The organism is Streptococcus sp. UBA3373 (genome assembly GCF_002360305.1).
GTDB classification, from domain to species: Bacteria; Bacillota; Bacilli; order Lactobacillales; family Streptococcaceae; genus Streptococcus; species Streptococcus alactolyticus.
Map to the genome: position 1 here is coordinate 40,091 of NZ_DEQF01000021.1, position 18,962 is coordinate 59,052.

Below are 18,962 nucleotides of genomic sequence, written 5' to 3' on the forward strand. Positions count from 1 at the left end.
ACTTCAAGCTTTTGTGATTAGTGAGCAACCATGTCTTGGGCGATTTCTTTTCCAGTCAAATTATCAGGGTAATAGGTAGGCCAATGCGACATCTCTTTCAAGAGGGCTTTTTGGCTTTTACCACCCCAGAAAATGTGGAAATGGGTCGAATCTGTTTCAGAGATATTGTGGTCGCTAAATTGCACGTATTTGAATTCACCAGCATTTGGATCGTCGGTTTCAAATAGGTAACGCACGCCACGATTGCCTTTTTCATAGGTCAAGACCTTATAGCCACTGTATTTATAAGTAAATTGATACTTTTGGTCGCCTTTGATAAAGGTGATGGTATTCTTTTTGCCATTAATATTGATGTGGTCAACGTCGGTCTGATAGCCTGTGGTGTAATAGTCTTTGTATTCCTCAGCTGTTTTTTCCCCTTTTGACAACTGAGCCTTGTATTCCCAGACTTGGTCGAGATCACCGTTAACGAGATAAGGGTAAACCGACTGCCATTTTCCTGACCAATCTTTCAAAGAACGGTCGGTGATATCTTTGTCTTTAAAATAGCCGTTTTCTACGGTTTTGCCGGTGTCCTCTTCTGCTTTAATGGTCTTACCAGCAACATCTGTCGTCAATTCCAGAGCCTTGAGATTGGCTTTCATCTCACTAATGTAATTCTCGCCTGATTTCATCTCTTTGCTGGTCAAACTTTCAATGGGATTGAGGACAGCGGTCTTAACACCTGTTTCATCCGCCAAGGTTTCTGCTACCTTACTTGAGGCATTTTTTTCAAAATAAATATAGCGGATATCGTATTTTTGGACATATTTAGCCAGATTAACCAAACGTTTGGCTGACGGTTCGCTATCTGCTGAAATACCTGTAATCGGAATTTGCGTCAAACCATAATCTAAAGCCAAGTAGCCAAAGGCTGCGTGCTGAGTGACGAAGCTTTTTTGCTTGGCTTGGGACAATTTATCCGTGTACAAAGCGTCAAGGTCACTTAGTTCTGTTAGATAGGCTGCTGCATTATTGGTAAAAACTTCAGCTTTATCAGGGTATTTGGCGATAAAGGCATCTCGGATATTTTCCACCAACATCATTGCACGCTTGGGCGACAACCAGACATGGGGATCGTAGGCATGAGAGTGCCCTTCGTGGCTTTCCCCTTCTTCTTCCTCCTCAGTCGTGCCAGCCAAGAGCAACATATCACCTGTTGCTTTCACTACGGTCAATTGTGGGGCTTTGACAGAAGATACCACGCTATCCACCCAGGTTTCCATATTGTCATCTAGATAAACAAAAACATCAGCATCTGAAATAGTGGCAATATTTTTGGTTGATGGCTCAAAATCATGGGGTTCTGTTCCTGCTTTTAGCAACATAGTAACATCAGCTGTGTCACCTGTGACCGCCTTGGTAAATTCATACACTGGGTAGAAAGTGGTTACCACGCTGATTTTATCATCTGCAGCGACAGGCTTGTTGGCTCCTGTCAAGCAAAGTAAAAGCAAGGCAACACCTGCGACAATCGTTACAAACAGTCTTTTCATAACACTCCTTTTATTAACTGGTTAATATTTTACTGGTTAAGTATATCATATTCTCCCGTTTTTGCAAGGTTTTCTTTTCAAAATAGCAAAAAATCCTTTGGGAGACTGGCTCCCAAAGGATTTACTAGTTTAATATTAGTCACTAACTGAAAAATGATTGGTCATCAAGTTACTTGCATCAAAAAGAACCTTATTCAATAAGTCTTGGGTTTGTTGCTGTACGTCATCACTCATGGCTTGGTTTTCAGCGTCAAAATCTACTTTTTCGCCTCTAGCCAAAGCAGCATCGACACGACCAATGCGAGCATGACCAGCCGCCATTGTGCTTTCAACGTAGGCTTCGATATCCCCTTCGTGTTGGTGGAAATGCGGGTCAGCAATGGCAGCAATCAAACGGTTTGCCCAGTAGAAGGAATCCGTTGACACGTTGGCACCTGTATTGGAAAAGTAGGCTGGTGTTGTTGAAATTTGAGTAAAGAACGGCACCATTGTACCAAATGGCATTGAGCCATAGGCCAGCCACTGAATACCAGTGGTGTCATGTGGTTTGTTAGGGCGCAATTGAAGAATAGCGGTTTGACTGGTACGATTGATACCAATGGTACGGAAGGCACGTTGGGTTACCTTATTGCCTTCTGGTCCGTAAGGGTCAAATTCCGTATCTTGATAATGGTTGCTAAGCACGTATTTGACGTCTTCGATAGTGATTTTGCGATAAGGTTTTTGTGCCCAAGGAATGAAGAAACTGCGAGGGTCTTGTTTGATTTCAGGGTTTAAGAAACGTTGCATAGCCCAAGCGCGTGGAGTGTTGTAGTGACGGTCTTTGTCACGTTGGCTACCAAAGGCATAACGTGGGTTGAAATGCTCATTTGAATAAGTCAAATCAAGGTTGTTATCCTCAATAAAATCACGCAAACCAGTTGAATACATATATTCGTCTGGATTGTTAAATTCAAAATGGTCAATACCTAGTTGGTTAGGATTGGTCACGTAACAATCATCTGGCACACGACGGGCAATCCAGTGGTGTCCTCCAACGGTTTCTAGCCACCAGATTTCATCGACATCTGAAAAGGCCACGCCGTTTGACTCGTAAGTTCCATAGGTTTCAAGAATTTCACCAAGGCGTTTTACCCCTTCACGCGCTGTGCGAACATAAGGTAATACCAAAGTCAGCATATCTTCTTCACCAATTCCTGATGCAACGAGCGGATCAGCTCCTAAAACACGCGCATTGGTCGTGATGGTTTCAGTTTCGCTCATGGCAACATTGGCTTCGTTGATACCTGCTTCTCCCCAAATCCCGTCCTTGCGCAAGGCATCTGGCACAGAAGTATAACGCATGGGATTGTCAGGCAAATCAATCTCAAATGATGACAAAACTGATTTGTAGTGGCGAGGTTGGTCCTCAGGTTTCACCACGATAAATTGTTTTGGGGTAAATTCGCCACTTTGTGAGTCTTCAGTTCGCGCAATGATGGTTGAGCCATCATAAGAAGCGTCTTTTCCTACTAAAATCGTTGTACATGACATAAGTCATCTTCCTCCTAATTATGATAAACTTTCTGCTAATTTATTGATTTTACGCAAACGGTGATTGACGCCGCTCTTGGTTAATCCGTTGCCCAAGGTGTCAGCAATTTGCTGCAGCGAATAATCAGGGTGAGCCACTCTGATTTTAGCCACTTGTTGTAATTCAATTGGCAAGGTATCCAGACCAACGGTATCCATGATGGTGATGATATTGTTAATAGTTTTCATGCTGGCCATCACGGTTTTGGCAATATTGGCCGTTTCAGCGTTGTTGGCACGGTTAACATCGTTGCGAGTTTCACGCATGATTTTCACTTCTTCAAACACATCCTTAGAATCCACCGCACCGATAATCAAGAGAAAATCCATGATATCTTCAGCCTTTTGCAGATACGTCACTGCACCACTCTTGTGCTCGATGACCTTGGCATCCAAGATGAATTTTCGCATGAGATTAGCTAAGTCTTCCGCGTGGTCTTGGTAAACGGAAAAAATTTCCAACTGGTACTTGCCTGATTCTGGGTCCCGAATGGTTCCTGTCGCCAAAAAGGCCCCTCGTAAATAAGCCCGTCCCTTGTCATCATCTTCTAAAATCAAGGGATTAATACCTGTTTCGATACCAAAAAAGGAATCTGCCAACTGCAAATCATTTAAAATGTCTTTGACGTCCGTCGCGACAAAGACATGGTAAACACGATTTTTGCGTAAGTTAGTCTTTTGGTGGTAACGAATTTCTGGCTGAACCTTGTAGAGGGTTTCTATCAAAGCATAGATGTGGCGAGCAATTTTGGCATTTTCAGTAGTGATAGACAGAGTCAAACGGTTGCCATTTAACCCCAAACTCCCTGACATTTTGATGATGGCTGATAATTCGCTCTTGTCAAACCGCGATTGGTTAATCAATTCTTCTTTGACTTTTACTGTAAAACTCATCTTTCTTTTGACCTCAATAGGTTCATCAATTCTCGCACCACATAGTCCCCATTGTGAAAAGCACCGCCATTTTCCAAACGAAGAAAATCCGATGAAATCACACGTTTCACTTGCTGGCGTAGTCCTTTAAAATCATGCTCCACCTGAACCAGATACTCGTCAAATTGGTTGGAATTCATGTAATCCTGCGGCACTTCTTGGATATTCACCAAAACGGTGTCAATGGCATCTTGTCCTAAGTGACGGTTCAAGACTTCCACGTGGTTGGCATCGATAAAATGCTCGGTTTCGCCGTATTGTGTCATGATATTACACACATAAGCCACCTCAGCAGACGTATCCAGCAGAGCTTGCTTGATTTCTGGGATAACCAAGTTAGGCAAAATCGAAGTAAAGAGAGAACCTGGCCCCAGCACAATCATATCACTGTTTAAAATGGTTTCGACTACTTTACGGCTGGCAGTTGGCTCTTCGTTGTTGTAAGTATTGGTCACATAAACATGGTCAATTATGCCCTTGTAGTCAGCAATGTAGCTCTCCCCAGTCACCTCATGACCGTCTTTGAAAACCGCATGCAGGGTCAAAGGGTTCTCACTTGCAGGGTAAATCTTGCCTGTAACGTGAAAGAACTTGGTTAACAATTGCATGGCATTGTAGGTTGAGCCTTGCATTTCAGCAATTCCTGAAATAATCAGATTGCCCAAAGGGTGTCCTGCCAAAGCACCGTCGCTATCTGCAAACCGGTACTGAAAGACTTTTTCGTAAAATTTAGGCATATCACTCATGGCAACTAGCACATTGCGCAAGTCACCTGGTGGGGGCAATTGCATCACCGAACGCAATTTTCCTGAACTGCCACCGTCGTCTGCAACCGTTACAATAGCAGTGATATCCACCTCTTCGTGCCTTAAACTATTTAAAATGATAGGTATCCCCGTTCCGCCTCCAATAACAGTAACCTTCGATTTTCTCATGAACGATTAACAGTCTCCTTACGACGATTTTTATCACGGTGGGTTTCATTGACCACCCAGTCTGTTTTCAAGTCTTCTGCTAGGCGATGGGCAAAGGCAACGCTACGGTGTTGACCTCCTGTACAACCAATCGCAATGGTTAAGACTGATTTGCCTTCTTTTTGGTAGCCTGGTAGGATTGGTTTTAAAAGGCCAATCAAATGTTGGTAGAAGGCTTCGGATTCCTCGTGGTCCATAACGTAATCATAGACATCCTTGTCCAATCCGGTTAAGTTACGCAATTCTGGTTTGTAGTAGGGATTTGGCAAGAAACGTACGTCAAAAACCAAATCCGCATCCAAAGGCAGGCTGTATTTGAAACCAAAGCTCATCACTTCAATATGGAAAGAAGCTTGGTTTTGCTCACTTGAAAATTGCTCAGAAATGGTTTTGCGCAACTGGCGTGGGGTCAAATCTGTGGTATTGATCACATTTTGGCTCAGATTTTTTAGAGGTGCTAGCAACTCACGCTCCAATTTAATCCCGTCCAAAATGCGGCCATCCGCTGCTAGTGGGTGGCTACGACGCGTTTCCTTGTAACGTGATACCAATTCACCATCTGTGGCATCTAAGAACAAGATTTTTACGTCAATATTGGGATTGGCATCAATTTGGTCTAAGACAGAATTGATTTCGTTAAAAAAGAGCCTGCTACGCATATCCACCACAAGTGCCACGCGATTATTGTCGCTTGATTGTTCCACCAATTCAATAAACTTAGGCACTAAGGCAGGGGGCATATTATCAATCGTAAAATACCCTAAATCTTCAAAGGATTGAATGGCAACTGTTTTTCCAGCGCCACTCATCCCAGTTACAATGACTAAATGAATAGTTTTATCAGACATAGTCCTTCTCCCCTGATTCTGTTGCTTTTATTATAACAAATTTAAGCCAGTCTGCACGCTAAATGTTCCTACTTCTTCTCGGTTGCTTTTTGTAATTTAGCGATTTCTTCTCGCAAGATTTGGTTTTGCTCTTTCAAATCCACTACCTGATTGGTGACTGAGGCCAGCATTTCGGTTTGCAATTTTTGAATTTCCAGTAAATCTGACTGGTCTTGTTGCACCAAGTGGTCCAATTTTTTGTGCAAAAATCGGATTTCTTCTTTAGACACCTTGTTAACATTGTAGTTTTTTTTGGCTTGCAAGCGGTCATAATCTGAGGCACGGTTTTGGCTCATCATAATCAAAGGGGCTTGAATGGCTGCGATAGTTGATAGGGCGAGATTAAGCAAGATAAATGGGTATTTGTCAAAAGCAATCCCAAACGGTTGAATGATATTGATTAGCATCCAAACTACCATAAAGACGATAAAGGAAATGATAAAGGTCCAAGAACCCCCAAACCGAGCCACGTCGTCCGCGATTTTTTGTCCAAAAGTAATTTTCTTATCCAATTGGTCTTGGATATCCAAGGCAGCGTAATTTTCATCATTTGCCACCCCGTGAACCGCCTCACGAATGAACTCATTTTTACAGTTGGCTTGGTCGATAATTTCCTCTAAAAGCTGCATTCGATAAGGCGTCAGCTGTTTATAACTGATAAAATCACCGTCTTGCAGATCAGGATGACTTTGTCTGAGAAGGTGGTGCAAACGCGTGTCCATTTCAGATAAAAAGCTACCTTCTGCTACTGGGTATAAGCGATGGTCAATAGCATCACGAACCCTATTGTCATTTTTCATAATTACCCTCTTTCTTTGTTGCTCTCACAAGCTCTTAGTCACAATCGTCACGGTCAATGATAACCCCCATTACCGTCAAATGACCATTGCTAATCAGGGTCAAAACCAAACGTGACAATTCCTTTGCTGGCATGGCAAAATCTGACTTAATCCACCACAGCAAAGTCCCTGTGAAAATACTGGTCAAATAAGCCACCACAAACTCTGTTGGAACTTTCTTGCCTGATTCCGTCACATTTAGCTTGGCCAGTAAATGGTCGTACTTGTCATGCATTAAGCTTCCAAATTGTTCTTGCATGACTTCTTGGGAAATACTACGCAAGACAATTTTAGCAATCGATGGATTTTTTTCAAGTCCTCGGTAAAAGTCTGCCAAGAGTTTTTCGGCACGTTTGACCTTGACTGTGTCACCTTTGGCGATTTGTGCTGCCTCAATCATATCTGACATTTGGTCCACAATTTGTTGGTGAATCCCATCACGAAGCTCGTCTTTGTCAGCATAGTGGGCATAAAAAGTGGCGCGGTTAATCATAGCCTCATCCGCAATGTCTTGAATCGTAATCTTTTCATAAGATTTCTCACTCAAAAGTTTTGCAAAGGCATCAAAAATCAACTTCTCGGTTCTTAAATAGCGAATATCTGTAAATTTCATCCGTCTTCCTCCAAGATAATCAACAGTTTTAGCACCTTGTGTTGTTTAAACAACATAACCATCAAAATTAACGATTGTATTTTATTAGGACTATTTTATAATAGTATTATAGCAGACACTTTGTTGAATAAACAACAGAATGTTGTTAAGCCTATCTGTTTTTCTTATCCTATGTAAAAGAAAAAGGCAAAACAAAGTCTAAATCACTAATCGAGGATACTGGAATATGTATAAAGCAGGTGTAGATGTCGGATCGACAACGGTTAAAGTTGTGATTTTCGATGATCATGAAAAGCTCGTCTTTTCACGTTATGAACGGCATTTTTCAGATGTCAAAACAGCAACCATTAAGGTCTTAAACGATGCCATTTCAGAAATTGGCGACCAAACGGTCAGTATTGCCATCACAGGTTCTGGGGGCATGGGATTGGCAGATGTGGCCAAAATTCCATTTGTACAAGAAGTTATAGCGGCCACAACAACCGTTGAGCATTTTATTCCTGAAACAGATGTGGTCATTGAGCTAGGCGGTGAAGATGCCAAAATGACCTTCTTTGGGGACGCGCTTGAACAACGCATGAACGGTACGTGTGCTGGTGGAACAGGTGCCTTTATTGACCAAATGGCAGAACTCTTGAAAACAGATGCCAATGGGGTTAATAAACTGGCCAAGGGGTACGAAACCATTTACCCTATTGCCAGTCGTTGCGGGGTTTTTGCTAAAACTGACGTTCAACCTTTGATTAACGAGGGCGCACGCAAAGAGGACATTGCAGCCTCTATTTTCCAAGCCGTGGTCAATCAAACCATCGCTGGATTAGCATCAGGACGTAAAATCACAGGGAATGTTGCCTTTCTTGGTGGACCTTTGTTCTTTATGAGCGAATTGCGTCAACGTTTCATCGAAACGCTTGATATTAAGCCAGAAAATGTGATTTTCCCTGAACACCCACAACTATTTGTGGCAATGGGAGCTGCCTTAGACGAAGAACAAGCTCAATTAGCCTTGTCAGAAATCATTAACAACCTCAAGACCAACAGTTCACAAGCCTTGGTCCCTAAAAATACCTTGGATGTGCTCTTTAAAGACCAAGCCGAATTGGACGCTTGGCGAGCACGTCACAACCAAGCCAGCGTGACCTACAAAGACATTGCCCAAGCTTCTGGGCCTGTTTTTCTGGGCATTGACGCAGGTTCGACCACTTCAAAAGTGGTGTTGACTGACCCTGACGGCGCTATTTTGTTCCAACATTACGGCAATAACCAAGGACAACCGCTGGAAAATGTCATTGCCATTTTGAAAGAAGTTTACCACCAATTGCCACAGGAAGCCTATATCGCGCACTCTTGCGTGACAGGTTACGGCGAAAAACTCATTCAAGCAGCGCTGCACGTGGATTATGGTGAAGTGGAAACCGTGGCTCATTTCAAGGCTGCCAATTACTTTAACCCTGGCGTTGATTTTATTTTAGATATTGGTGGGCAAGACATGAAAGCCATGAGCGTTCAAGACGGGGCTCTTTCAAGCATTCAGCTAAATGAAGCTTGCTCTTCAGGTTGTGGTTCCTTTATTGAAACCTTTGCCAAATCCCTCAAATACGACGTCAAAGATTTCGCTCAGGTTGCTTTATTGGCACAACACCCCGTGGACCTAGGCTCAAAATGCACGGTTTTCATGAATTCAAAAGTCAAACAAGTGCAAAAAGAAGGAGCAACCGTGGCAGATATTTCAGCAGGATTGTCTTATTCAGTCATCAAAAATGCCTTGTACAAGGTTATCAAACTCAAACGCCCTGAAGATTTAGGGGAAAAAATCGTGGTTCAGGGAGGAACCTTCTACAATGAAGCGGTACTTCGTGCCTTTGAATTGGTCAGCGAACGCGAAGTGGTTCGCCCAAGCATTGCTGGTCTAATGGGAGCTTACGGCTGTGCCATCATTGCTCAGGAAAAATACGAAGATGAAACCGCCGAGGCACCCGCTTTTAGTACGGTACAGTGAAGGAGAGAACGCATGACGGAAACATTACTGGAACACCACCCCCAAACCTCACGTTTGATGGGGCTAGAGGAACTGGATAACTTTACCACCCAAAAAGAATTCACCCGTTGCGGCTTGTGTGAAAACAACTGTGCTTTGACCGTGACCATTTTCAATGACGGTTCCAAATTTGTCACAGGTAACCGTTGCGAACGCGGAGCAGAAAAAGTCACCAAAATCACATTTGACCGCAGCAACCAAAAAGAAAACCTCGTTGATTACAAATATAAAAAACTTTTTAAATTTAAAGCTCTCTCAAAACGTGACGCTGTCCATGGCATTATCGGTATTCCTCGTGTGCTCAATATGTATGAAAACTATCCCCTTTGGCACACCATTTTAACCGACCTTGGTTTTCGTGTGCAATTGTCCCCAAAATCAGACAAAACCTTGTTTGAAAAAGGGATTGAAACCATTCCAAGTGATACGGTTTGTTACCCTGCCAAGATGGTACACGGCCACATTCAAAGCTTGATTGACCGCAAAGTGGATGCGATTTTCTACCCAAGTGTCATTTACGAGCAAATTGAAAATAACAAGGCGCCGAACCACTACAACTGTCCTATTGTTCAAAGCTATCCTGAAGTTATCGAGAAAAACATGGACCCTATTCGCAATGGGGAAGTGGCTTATTTCCATCCCTTTGTCAATTTAGCAGACCACGAATCCGTTGTGCTATCCCTTAGCAAGGCTTTTCGTGTTTACGATGACATCACGCTTGAGGACATTCGAAGAGCCATCGAACATGGCTACCAAGCCTTAGCCGATTTCAAACAAGATTTGCAAGATAAAGCTGACGAACTGCTTTCCACTCTTGCTACCAAGGGCGAAAAAGCCATTGTCTTGTCTGGTCGCCCTTACCACCTTGACGCTGAAATCAATCACGGTATTGCCAATATTATCACGCAAGAAGGTTTTCATGTCTTGACAGAGGACATGGTGGCTGGTTTAGAAGAAGTGTCAGGACTGCGCGTGGTTAACCAATGGGTTTACCATTCTCGCCTCTATGCTGCTGCTAAAGTCGTTTCAAAAAATCCAAATCTAGAACTGGTGCAGCTCAACAGTTTTGGTTGCGGGCTGGATGCCGTGACTACTGACCAAGTGGAAGAAATCATGCGTGGACACAACAAGCTCTACACCGTCCTAAAAATCGACGAAGGAAGTAACCTCGGGGCTATCCGTATTCGCTTGCGTTCGCTTAAAGCTGCCGTTGAAGAACGAGATAAAAAGGCCCAAAAAGCTCAATTAAAACACATCTTCAACCAAGCACCGCAATTTGACAGCCAAGCCGAAGAAACCGAACCCCAAGAACCTGTCTTTACCAAGGACATGAAAAAGACGCACACGCTTTTGATGCCTATGCTGTCACCTATTCACCAAAATGGGCTCATCGAAGAAGCCTTTAAACAAGCTGGCTACAAGATCGCGGTGTTGCCAGCCATGGACAGAAAAGCGGTTGACGTCGGCCTCAAATTCGTTCATAACGATGCTTGTTACCCTGCTATCATTTCTATCGGTCAGTTGATTGAAGCCTTGCAAAGTGGCGAATATGACCTGGAGCACACCAGCGTCATGATGACCCAAACGGGAGGAGGTTGTCGGGCAACAAACTACATTCCGCTCTTGCGTAAAGCCTTAAAAGACGCAGGATTTGCACAAGTTCCCGTGGTGTCTATTTCCATGGGCAATCAAGGAACTGAAGAAACACCAGGCTGGAACTTGACTTATTCCTTTGTCAAACGCCTACTCATCAGCGTTTTGTATGGAGACTTGTTTGAGCGTGTGCTTTACCGCGTGCGTCCTTACGAAGCCGTACCAGGCTCTGCCAATGCCCTCTATGATAAATGGCTTGAAGTTGCTCGCCACAACATCAAAATAGGTTCTTACTTTGAATTTAACCGCAATATGAAACGCATTATCAAGGAATTTGACACCCTTGAAACCGTTGATTTTGGTCAAAAACCACGTGTCGGCGTTGTCGGAGAAATTTTAGTCAAATACGCTCCAACAGCCAACAATGACATCGTTGCTATCATTGAACAAGAAGGGGGCGAGGCGGTCGTGCCAGACTTGATTGGCTTTATGAATTATTCACTGTTCAATCAAATTTGGAAGGCTGATGAGCTTAACATGAGCCAAAAAGCCAAACGATTTGCCAAACTCGGCATTGATGCCATCAACCTTCTCGAAAAACCAATGAATAAAGCCCTTGAAAAATCCCAACGTTTTGAAGGCATTGAATCCATCTATGACATTGCCAAGGGAGCTTCAAAAGTGATTTCTATCGGCAATCACACGGGGGAAGGCTGGTTCTTGACGGGTGAAATGATTGAATTGCTCAATAATGGCGTTAAAAACATCGTCTGCTTACAACCTTTTGGCTGCCTACCAAACCACATCGTTGGTAAAGGAATGGTCAAAGAATTGCGCCGCCAATACAAAGGGGCCAACATCGCACCAATTGATTACGACCCAGGTTCATCAGAAGTGAACCAACTAAACCGTATCCGCTTGATGATGACAACAGCCAAGAAAATGCAAAAAGCTTCACTCACAAATCATTCTTAACAAATAATCTCCTATGAGAAAGAACTCGTAGGAGATTTTCTTATCTTTAATCAAGGTAGGCAATCACTTCAATTTCTACCTTAACGTCTTTTGGCAAACGCGCCACTTCAACCGCTGAACGAGCTGGGAAATCCGTTTTAAAGGCTGTAGCATAAACTTCGTTAAATGGGACAAAATCATTGATATCACTTAGGAAACAAGTCGTTTTGACCACATGGTCAAAGTCTGTTCCCGCTTCGGCTAAAATGGCACCAATATTTTTTAAAACTTGCTGGGTTTGTTCTTGGATAGTCGTTCCAATGATTTCCCCAGTTTCAGGCGATAAAGGCACTTGACCTGATGCAAAAAGAAACTGACCAACGACCTTGCCTTGCACGTAAGCACCAATTGCTGCTGGGGCTTTATCTGTATGAATGGTTTTTGCCATAATGAACTCCTTTTCTTCATTTAGTAGGATTATTATAACAAAATATTCTGAATATTAAAATATCTTATAACTAACTTTTTGCTAAGAAAAAAAGAGCCAAATGGCTCTTTTCTGTTATTCTAATGTTAATCACCTTATGGTTTCAAACGATGAAGCATACGTGGGAATGGAATGGCTTCACGAATGTGTTTAGTACCAGCAACGAAAGTCACCATACGTTCGATACCAATACCAAATCCAGCGTGGGGCACTGAACCGTATTTACGAAGGTCAAGGTAAAATTCGTATTCTGATTTGTCCATTTCAAGAGCATCCATTTTAGCTACAAGAGCATCGTAATCGTCTTCACGGACAGAACCTCCGATGATTTCACCGTAACCTTCTGGAGCAAGCAAGTCCGCACAAAGAACGCGGTCTGGGTTACCAGGAACGGGTTTCATGTAGAAAGCTTTGAAACTTGCTGGGTAATTGATCACAAAGGTTGGCATACCAAAGTAGTTTGAAATCCATGTTTCATGTGGTGAACCAAAGTCATCACCGTGTTCAAGGTGTTCGTAATCAGCATCTTCGTCATTTTCATGTTCTTGAAGAAGGCTAATGGCATCATCATAAGACACGCGCTTGAATGGCTCTGCAATGTATTTTTTAAGCAAATCAACATCACGTTCCAAGATTTCAAGGGCTTGTGGTGCACGGTCAAGCACACCTTGGATAAGGGCTTTAACGTAAGCTTCTTGCAAATCAAGTGATTCTTCATGTGTCAAGAATGAATACTCAGCATCCATCATCCAAAACTCTGTCAAGTGACGGCGGGTTTTTGATTTTTCAGCACGGAAAACAGGACCAAAGTCAAAGACACGACCAAGTGCCATAGCCCCAGCTTCAAGGTACAATTGACCTGATTGGCTCAAGTAAGCAGGTGTTCCAAAGTAGTCTGTTTCAAACAACTCTGTTGAATCTTCTGCTGCATTTCCTGACAAGATTGGGCTATCAAACTTGATGAAACCATTTTTGTCAAAGAAGTCATAAGTAGCATAAATGATAGCGTTACGAATTTGCATGATAGCCATTTGTTTACGAGAACGCAACCATAAATGACGGTGGTCCATAAGGAAATCCGTTCCGTGTTCTTTTGGTGTAATAGGGTAATCTTCTGAGTGCCCTACGATTTTGACATCTGTGACGTCCAATTCATAACCAAATTTTGAACGTGAATCTTCTTTGACAATCCCTGTGATAAGGATAGACGTTTCTTGGCTAAGGTGTTTGATGGTATTGAATTTTTCAGTTCCTTCTTCTTCACCAAATTTTTCGATAAAGTTTGGTTTGAAGGCCACGGCTTGGAAAAATGCAGTTCCGTCACGAAGTTGTAAGAAAGCAATTTTTCCTTTTCCTGATTTGTTAGCAACCCATGCACCGATAGTCACTTCTTCGCCAACATGGTCTTTAACATCAATAATTGATACGTAATCTGTAGACATATTTCCTCTTTCCAATGTTTCCTCTCATCATCTGAGCAAGACACTATGCTTTATTATAATTTGGAATCCAATTTCATAAACAATTTCAATCGATTCACAGCTTCTTTTAAAGTTACCAAATCGGTCGCATAACTCAAGCGAACATTTTCAGGAGCTCCAAAACCAGCACCTGTTACCAAAGCCACCCCAACTTCTTCAAGAATGTCATTGGTAAAATCAGTAACGTCTGTGTAACCCTTCAATTCCATAGCTCTTTTCACATTTGGGAAAAGATAGAAGGCACCTTGTGGTTTAATCACGTCAAAACCAGGAACTTCACACAAGAGTGGGTAAATGGTATTTAGACGGTCCTCAAAGTCACGACGCATGCTTTCAATGGAATCTTGTGGGCCTGTCAAGGCTTCAATAGCTGCATATTGTGAAACGGTGGTCAAATTTGAAGTGGTTTGGCTGATGACTTTTGCCATACCAGCGATAATGTCTTCATTACCAACCGCAAATCCCACACGCCAACCTGTCATAGCATAGGTTTTAGACAAGCCATTAACAACAATGGTGTGTTCTCTGATTGCCTCAGAAATGCTTGAAATAGGGGTAAAGACATTGCCATTGTAAACCAAACGACCATAAATGTCGTCAGCTAGAATTAAAATACCATTTGCTACTGCCCAGTTACCAATTGCTTCTAGCTCATCACGGGTATAAATCATACCTGTTGGGTTAGAAGGGGAATTGAGCAAAATCACTTTGGTTTTATCTGTGCGAGCAGCTTCTAATTGCTCTACTGTGACTTTAAAATGATTTTTTTGTGTCGTAGCCACTGTCACAGGTACCCCACCAACCATTTTCACTTGGTCCACATAAGATACCCAACATGGTGATGGAATAATCACTTCGTCACTTGGATCAAGAACCGTTGTGAAAAAGGTGTATAGGATGTATTTGGCACCTGTTCCCACAACGACTTGATTACGAGAAACAAAGTAGCCGTAATAATTTTTCATGTATTGACCGATAGCGTCTTTCAACTCAGGAAGTCCTGAAGCTACGGTATAAAAGCTGGCTTTCCCATTTTTGATGGAATGAATAGCTGCTTTTTGAATGTTTTTAGGGGTTTCAAAATCTGGTTCCCCCAAGGTTAGTGATAAAATATCACGTCCTTCTGCTTTTAAGGCTTTGGCACGTGCACTAGCTGCTAAAGTCACACTTTCGTCCATGTTTAACACACGTTTTGATAAGTTTGTCATACGCCCTCCTTTTTAATAAGCTCACCTGTTTTGAAATTCACAAGATAGTAACCGTTAGTAGCCGTCACCTCCCAAACAGGGGATTTGGCATAAATCCCAAAAACCACCTTGGAAATATCTGTTGCACCGTTGCTTGCGGCTGTTTCTTCGGCTTGTTGGCGACTAATCCCGTCACTTTCGGCATATACATAAACCTCTCGGTTATCCTCACCAACTGAAACAATGCGCTTACCACCTGATTCGGTAGTGCCATAAACACTATAAAAGGTGTTCGGTCCATTATAGAGTTCCACAGAGGAAGTTTTTGATAATTTAGCGGCTTTGATAGCGACCTGGGTAGCTGTTCGTTCTGCATCCAGTTTTGGTTTCATTGAGAGATATAAAACCATCCCTGCAGAAATCAAGAGAACTAAGAAAACCATGCCAAAACCAAGTAAATATTGTTTTACTGGTGTTAATTTTTTCATTTACTTCTCCCCTTTGAGTTATCCTTTTTATTATACCAAAAAATCCTTCATTTCTGTTAATGACTTTGCAAATTTTTGGGAAGAAAGCTGAAATTCTTCTGCTAAGGAATCGGTCATCAATTTACCATAAGACTTGGTTAAAAGGCGGTTATCCAAAATCAAAACAGCTGAGCGCTGGTTTTCTCGCCTCATGGTTCTACCGATTGCTTGCTTGAGTTTTAAAATCGTCAGCGGCAAAGCATAATCGTAAAATGGTGATTTGGCTTGTGCCAGCAAGTGATTGCTGACTTTTTGGAAAAAGATATCTTTAGGATTGTCAAAAGGCAGGCGGGTAATCACTTCAATCATCTTATCGGATTGCACAAAGTCAACCCCCTCCCAAAATGAGCCTGTCCCTAACAACATCCCACTTTCCTTGCGTTCAAAACGCCGTTTGACATTATAAGCCATACCGTTTTTATCCTGTGTCAAATGGGGAACGTCCTTATCATCAAGGTAATCTGAAACTGCAAGCATCGTCGCTCTGGCATTAAATAAAACCAAGACCTGCTCACCTAAGTTTTGAATCTGACAAAGACGCTCAGCAATAGCTAAGGCATAAGCTTCCTCAGACACTTGGGTGACATTTGGCATCTCTTCATCAATCCACACGCGCTGGCCACTGCTTTTTTCATGAGCCAAACTCACAAAATGATAAGAGTCAAAGCCCAGCAAATCCGCTAGACTGACTTGGGGACTGATGTGCAAGGTTGCTGAAATCATATAGGTTTTGCGTGTTTCAGGCAAAAACTCTTGAAAATTCAACAACTCATCATTACTGGCATTGAGGTAAGTTTGGCGCTTGTCATTTTCAAGCATTGACTCCATCCAAAAATCCGTAAAATGATGGGACAATAGCAAACACAAATCCTCTAAACCATTGAGGCGCCACTGAGGATTGATCGCCAAAAGTTCCTTGACCGTCTGCTCGATAGCTGCCATGGCCTCGGTCGTGACAAATGTTTCTTGATTTTGGTAGAAACGTGTCACCAAATGGCTCAACTGGAAGGACAGGTTTTCAAGCAACCGTTTTTCCAGCACAGGCAATTTAGCTGTCAGGTGTTTTTCTAATAAGGTCACTAACTGAGTGACATTTAGCTGACGACGAGAGAAATGCTCAACATTTAGCATCAGCTTTTGCGCCTCGTCAAAAACCAAAATCTTATTGGCCGCGAAAGCCTTGTCGTCTTGCACTCGTTCTAAGAAATAAGCGTGATTGACCAGCAACAGCTTGCTGTGCTTGGCCCTTTCATAGGTTACCTGCCAAAAATCGACTTCTTTGTAAAGGCTCTTCTCACTCAAATCCCCATCGTGTTTGATGGAGTCAAAATAAGCGGCAAAACGTTGTTTTTGCTTGATTTCATCCAAATCACCCGTTTCTGTTTCGGTCAGCCAGACCAGCAACTGCATCTTGTAGCGATTGATAAGGCGATTGTCGTCTTGATGATGCAAACTCTCGACAAAGGCATCTAGTTTTAGGTAATTGCTAGGCCCTTTGATGGATTGGCAAGAAATATGAAAAACATCTTGAATGCGTTTGGCTTCGTTGGCCATAATTTGGTCTTGTAAGATTTTGGTGGGAACCGATACAATCACCTGTTCATCTTGTGCCAAATGCAAGAGAGGCAAGAGATAGCCGTAGGTTTTACCGATCCCAGCTTGAGCTTCTAAAAACGAAACGGCTGATGAGGCAAATTCATCCTTGACCAAAGTAGCAAACTGAGCCTGCTTCTCCCGATTGTCTAGGCCAAGCAGAGCCACATTAACCGCAAAATCATCTGACAGGCAACGCGGCTCGGTTATCGCCTGCGGTCGGCGTAAAACCAAATCCCCCACCATCTGAAAGGTCGCTGGCGAAAACGGTTTGGCCTGTGAAAAGCCCGCTTCAATGAGCATACCCGTTTCAAAGATCAGATTATCAGAAAAAGGCAAAAGCTTTTCCAAAACTTCTTTTGGCAATTGATTGATTTTAGCCTGCAAGCGCAAAAAAAGCTGCGCTGTCGCATAGGCATCTGAAATAGCTGTGTGAGCATCTGTCAAATCCAAATCCAAGGCCTTAGCCAAATGCTCCAAGGTGTATTTTTCAAAAGTTGGGTAAAAAACCTGAGCCAATTCGACCGTATCCACGCGCGGTGTTCGCAACTCAAAACCTTGCCAAAAAAGCTGTTCCGCCAAAAGATTGGCATCAAATTTGACGTTGTGAGCCACAAAGACACAATCTGCTATCAAGTCGTAAATTTCGCCCGCCACCTGAGAAAAATCAGGGGCCTTGGCCAATTGATCATCGGTAATACCTGTCAGCTGGATAATGTGCTCTGACAAGGGTTCATGCGGATTGACATCCGTTTGATAAGTCTTGGTAATCTGATTATTTTCTATAATCACGATACCCACTTGAATAATTTCTGCTGTGGCATGGGCTCCTGTCGCCTCTAAGTCCACAACAGCGTATTTTAGGAAATGTTCATGCTTCATAACAATCCTATTATATCACAAACCACTCTTCTTGTATTTGTGTGGAGGCTTTATGAGCAGTAAACGAGCTGGCTTTTAGTATGACTTTTTACCAAAATTTTGATACACTTTTTTTATGAAGATATTTAGAATAGTTAATCGCGTTGCGCGTGAAAATACTTACTTGTTGGTCAATGACCAATCCATTATCGTTGTCGATCCTGGAAGTGATGTGGATATGATTCTTGAAAAAATCACGTCACTGAACAACCCTGTGGCGGCTATTTTACTGACCCACGCTCATTATGATCACATTATGAGCTTGGATGTGGTGAGAGAGCATTTTGGACATCCTCCTGTTTATATTTCTGAAAAAGAAGCGTCATGGCTCTATTCACCAAAGGATAATTTTTCAGGTTTGGAGCGCCATGCGGATTTGCCTGATGTTATTTTAAAACCTGCTGAACATCACTACCAGTACGAAGACGATTATCACATCGCTGGTTTTCATTTTTATGTTCGCCCAACGCCAGGACACTCTTATGGTAGTGTATCGCTGATTTTCCCAGATGACCACGTCGTTTTGAGTGGTGATGCTCTTTTTAGAGAAACTATCGGACGAACAGACTTGCCAACTGGAAATAGTGAGGAACTCCTAGCTAGCATTCAGCGAGAATTATTTACCTTGCCAAATCATTTTGCGGTTTATCCAGGGCACGGCTCTGATACCACCATTGCCCATGAAAAAAACATGAACCCTTTCTTTAACTAAACCAAAAACAACTTCTGCAAAAGCAGAAGTTGTTTTCTTGTTTTAAATTTTAAGATAGCGGCGCATTGAAATCACTGAACCAAGTGCTCCAATGATAATACCGATTAAGAACATAC

15 protein-coding genes are annotated in these 18,962 nt (G+C 42.6%); 3 read left to right on the forward strand and 12 right to left on the reverse strand.

Annotated features, from left to right (window positions below; all coding sequences use genetic code 11):
- Positions 1–17: 17 nt before the first annotated feature.
- The 7 genes from B3R79_RS03450 to B3R79_RS03480 form a co-directional block, all read right to left on the reverse strand.
- Positions 18–1,535, reverse strand: coding sequence for a zinc ABC transporter substrate-binding protein AdcA (locus B3R79_RS03450; RefSeq protein ID WP_293693761.1), 1,518 nt, complete (start codon positions 1,533–1,535; stop codon positions 18–20).
- A 135-nt stretch (positions 1,536–1,670) separates the two neighbouring features.
- Positions 1,671–3,068 (reverse strand): C69 family dipeptidase, encoded by a 1,398-nt coding sequence (locus tag B3R79_RS03455; RefSeq protein ID WP_293693763.1) that lies wholly within the window; start codon positions 3,066–3,068, stop codon positions 1,671–1,673.
- A gap of 18 nt (positions 3,069–3,086) precedes the next feature.
- Positions 3,087–4,001 (reverse strand): DNA-binding protein WhiA, encoded by a 915-nt coding sequence (gene whiA, locus B3R79_RS03460; RefSeq protein ID WP_154454208.1) that lies wholly within the window; start codon positions 3,999–4,001, stop codon positions 3,087–3,089.
- A complete protein-coding gene (locus tag B3R79_RS03465) occupies positions 3,998–4,975 on the reverse strand; it encodes a YvcK family protein (protein ID WP_293693765.1) in 978 nt (325 codons plus the stop codon). Before B3R79_RS03465 ends, whiA begins: the two co-directional genes overlap by 4 nt.
- Complete coding sequence (gene rapZ / locus B3R79_RS03470) at positions 4,972–5,862, reverse strand: RNase adapter RapZ (RefSeq protein WP_293693767.1); 891 nt, start codon at positions 5,860–5,862, stop codon at positions 4,972–4,974. The genes B3R79_RS03465 and rapZ overlap by 4 nt, the downstream gene beginning before the upstream one ends.
- Positions 5,863–5,930: 68 nt before the next feature.
- Positions 5,931–6,701 carry a DUF1003 domain-containing protein gene (locus tag B3R79_RS03475; protein WP_293693769.1) on the reverse strand — a complete coding sequence of 257 codons (771 nt, stop codon included), beginning with the start codon at positions 6,699–6,701 and terminating at the stop codon, positions 5,931–5,933.
- Between the two features lie 34 nt (positions 6,702–6,735).
- On the reverse strand, positions 6,736–7,353 hold the full coding sequence (locus B3R79_RS03480; RefSeq protein ID WP_204984477.1) for a TetR/AcrR family transcriptional regulator: 618 nt from the start codon (positions 7,351–7,353) through the stop codon (positions 6,736–6,738).
- A gap of 226 nt (positions 7,354–7,579) precedes the next feature.
- Here B3R79_RS03480 and B3R79_RS03485 point away from each other — a divergent pair, with 226 nt between their 5' ends.
- Positions 7,580–9,352, forward strand: a complete 1,773-nt coding sequence (locus B3R79_RS03485; protein WP_293693772.1) for an acyl-CoA dehydratase activase — start codon at positions 7,580–7,582, stop codon at positions 9,350–9,352.
- Between the two features lie 54 nt (positions 9,353–9,406).
- Positions 9,407–11,959, forward strand: a complete 2,553-nt coding sequence (locus B3R79_RS03490; RefSeq protein ID WP_414717725.1) for an acyl-CoA dehydratase activase-related protein — start codon at positions 9,407–9,409, stop codon at positions 11,957–11,959.
- Positions 11,960–12,005: 46 nt separating this feature from the next.
- On the opposite strand, the gene B3R79_RS03495 is transcribed toward B3R79_RS03490, so the two are convergent.
- From B3R79_RS03495 to B3R79_RS03515, 5 genes are all read right to left on the reverse strand, one after another.
- Entirely contained in the window at positions 12,006–12,386 is a 381-nt protein-coding gene (locus tag B3R79_RS03495) for a RidA family protein (RefSeq protein ID WP_154454203.1), read from the reverse strand.
- A 134-nt stretch (positions 12,387–12,520) separates the two neighbouring features.
- Positions 12,521–13,867: an asparagine--tRNA ligase gene (gene asnS / locus B3R79_RS03500; RefSeq protein ID WP_154454202.1), complete on the reverse strand. Its 1,347-nt coding sequence runs from the start codon at positions 13,865–13,867 to the stop codon at positions 12,521–12,523.
- 53 nt (positions 13,868–13,920) lie between these two features.
- Entirely contained in the window at positions 13,921–15,114 is a 1,194-nt protein-coding gene (locus B3R79_RS03505) for a pyridoxal phosphate-dependent aminotransferase (RefSeq protein ID WP_293693776.1), read from the reverse strand.
- Positions 15,111–15,581, reverse strand: coding sequence for a DUF5590 domain-containing protein (locus B3R79_RS03510; protein WP_168260533.1), 471 nt, complete (start codon positions 15,579–15,581; stop codon positions 15,111–15,113). Before B3R79_RS03510 ends, B3R79_RS03505 begins: the two co-directional genes overlap by 4 nt.
- A gap of 30 nt (positions 15,582–15,611) precedes the next feature.
- Positions 15,612–18,095, reverse strand: a complete 2,484-nt coding sequence (locus tag B3R79_RS03515; protein ID WP_293693779.1) for a bifunctional DnaQ family exonuclease/ATP-dependent helicase — start codon at positions 18,093–18,095, stop codon at positions 15,612–15,614.
- Between the two features lie 115 nt (positions 18,096–18,210).
- Between B3R79_RS03515 and B3R79_RS03520 the strand changes: the two genes are divergently transcribed.
- Positions 18,211–18,846, forward strand: a complete 636-nt coding sequence (locus B3R79_RS03520) for an MBL fold metallo-hydrolase (protein WP_293693781.1) — start codon at positions 18,211–18,213, stop codon at positions 18,844–18,846.
- Positions 18,847–18,962: the final 116 nt, after the last annotated feature.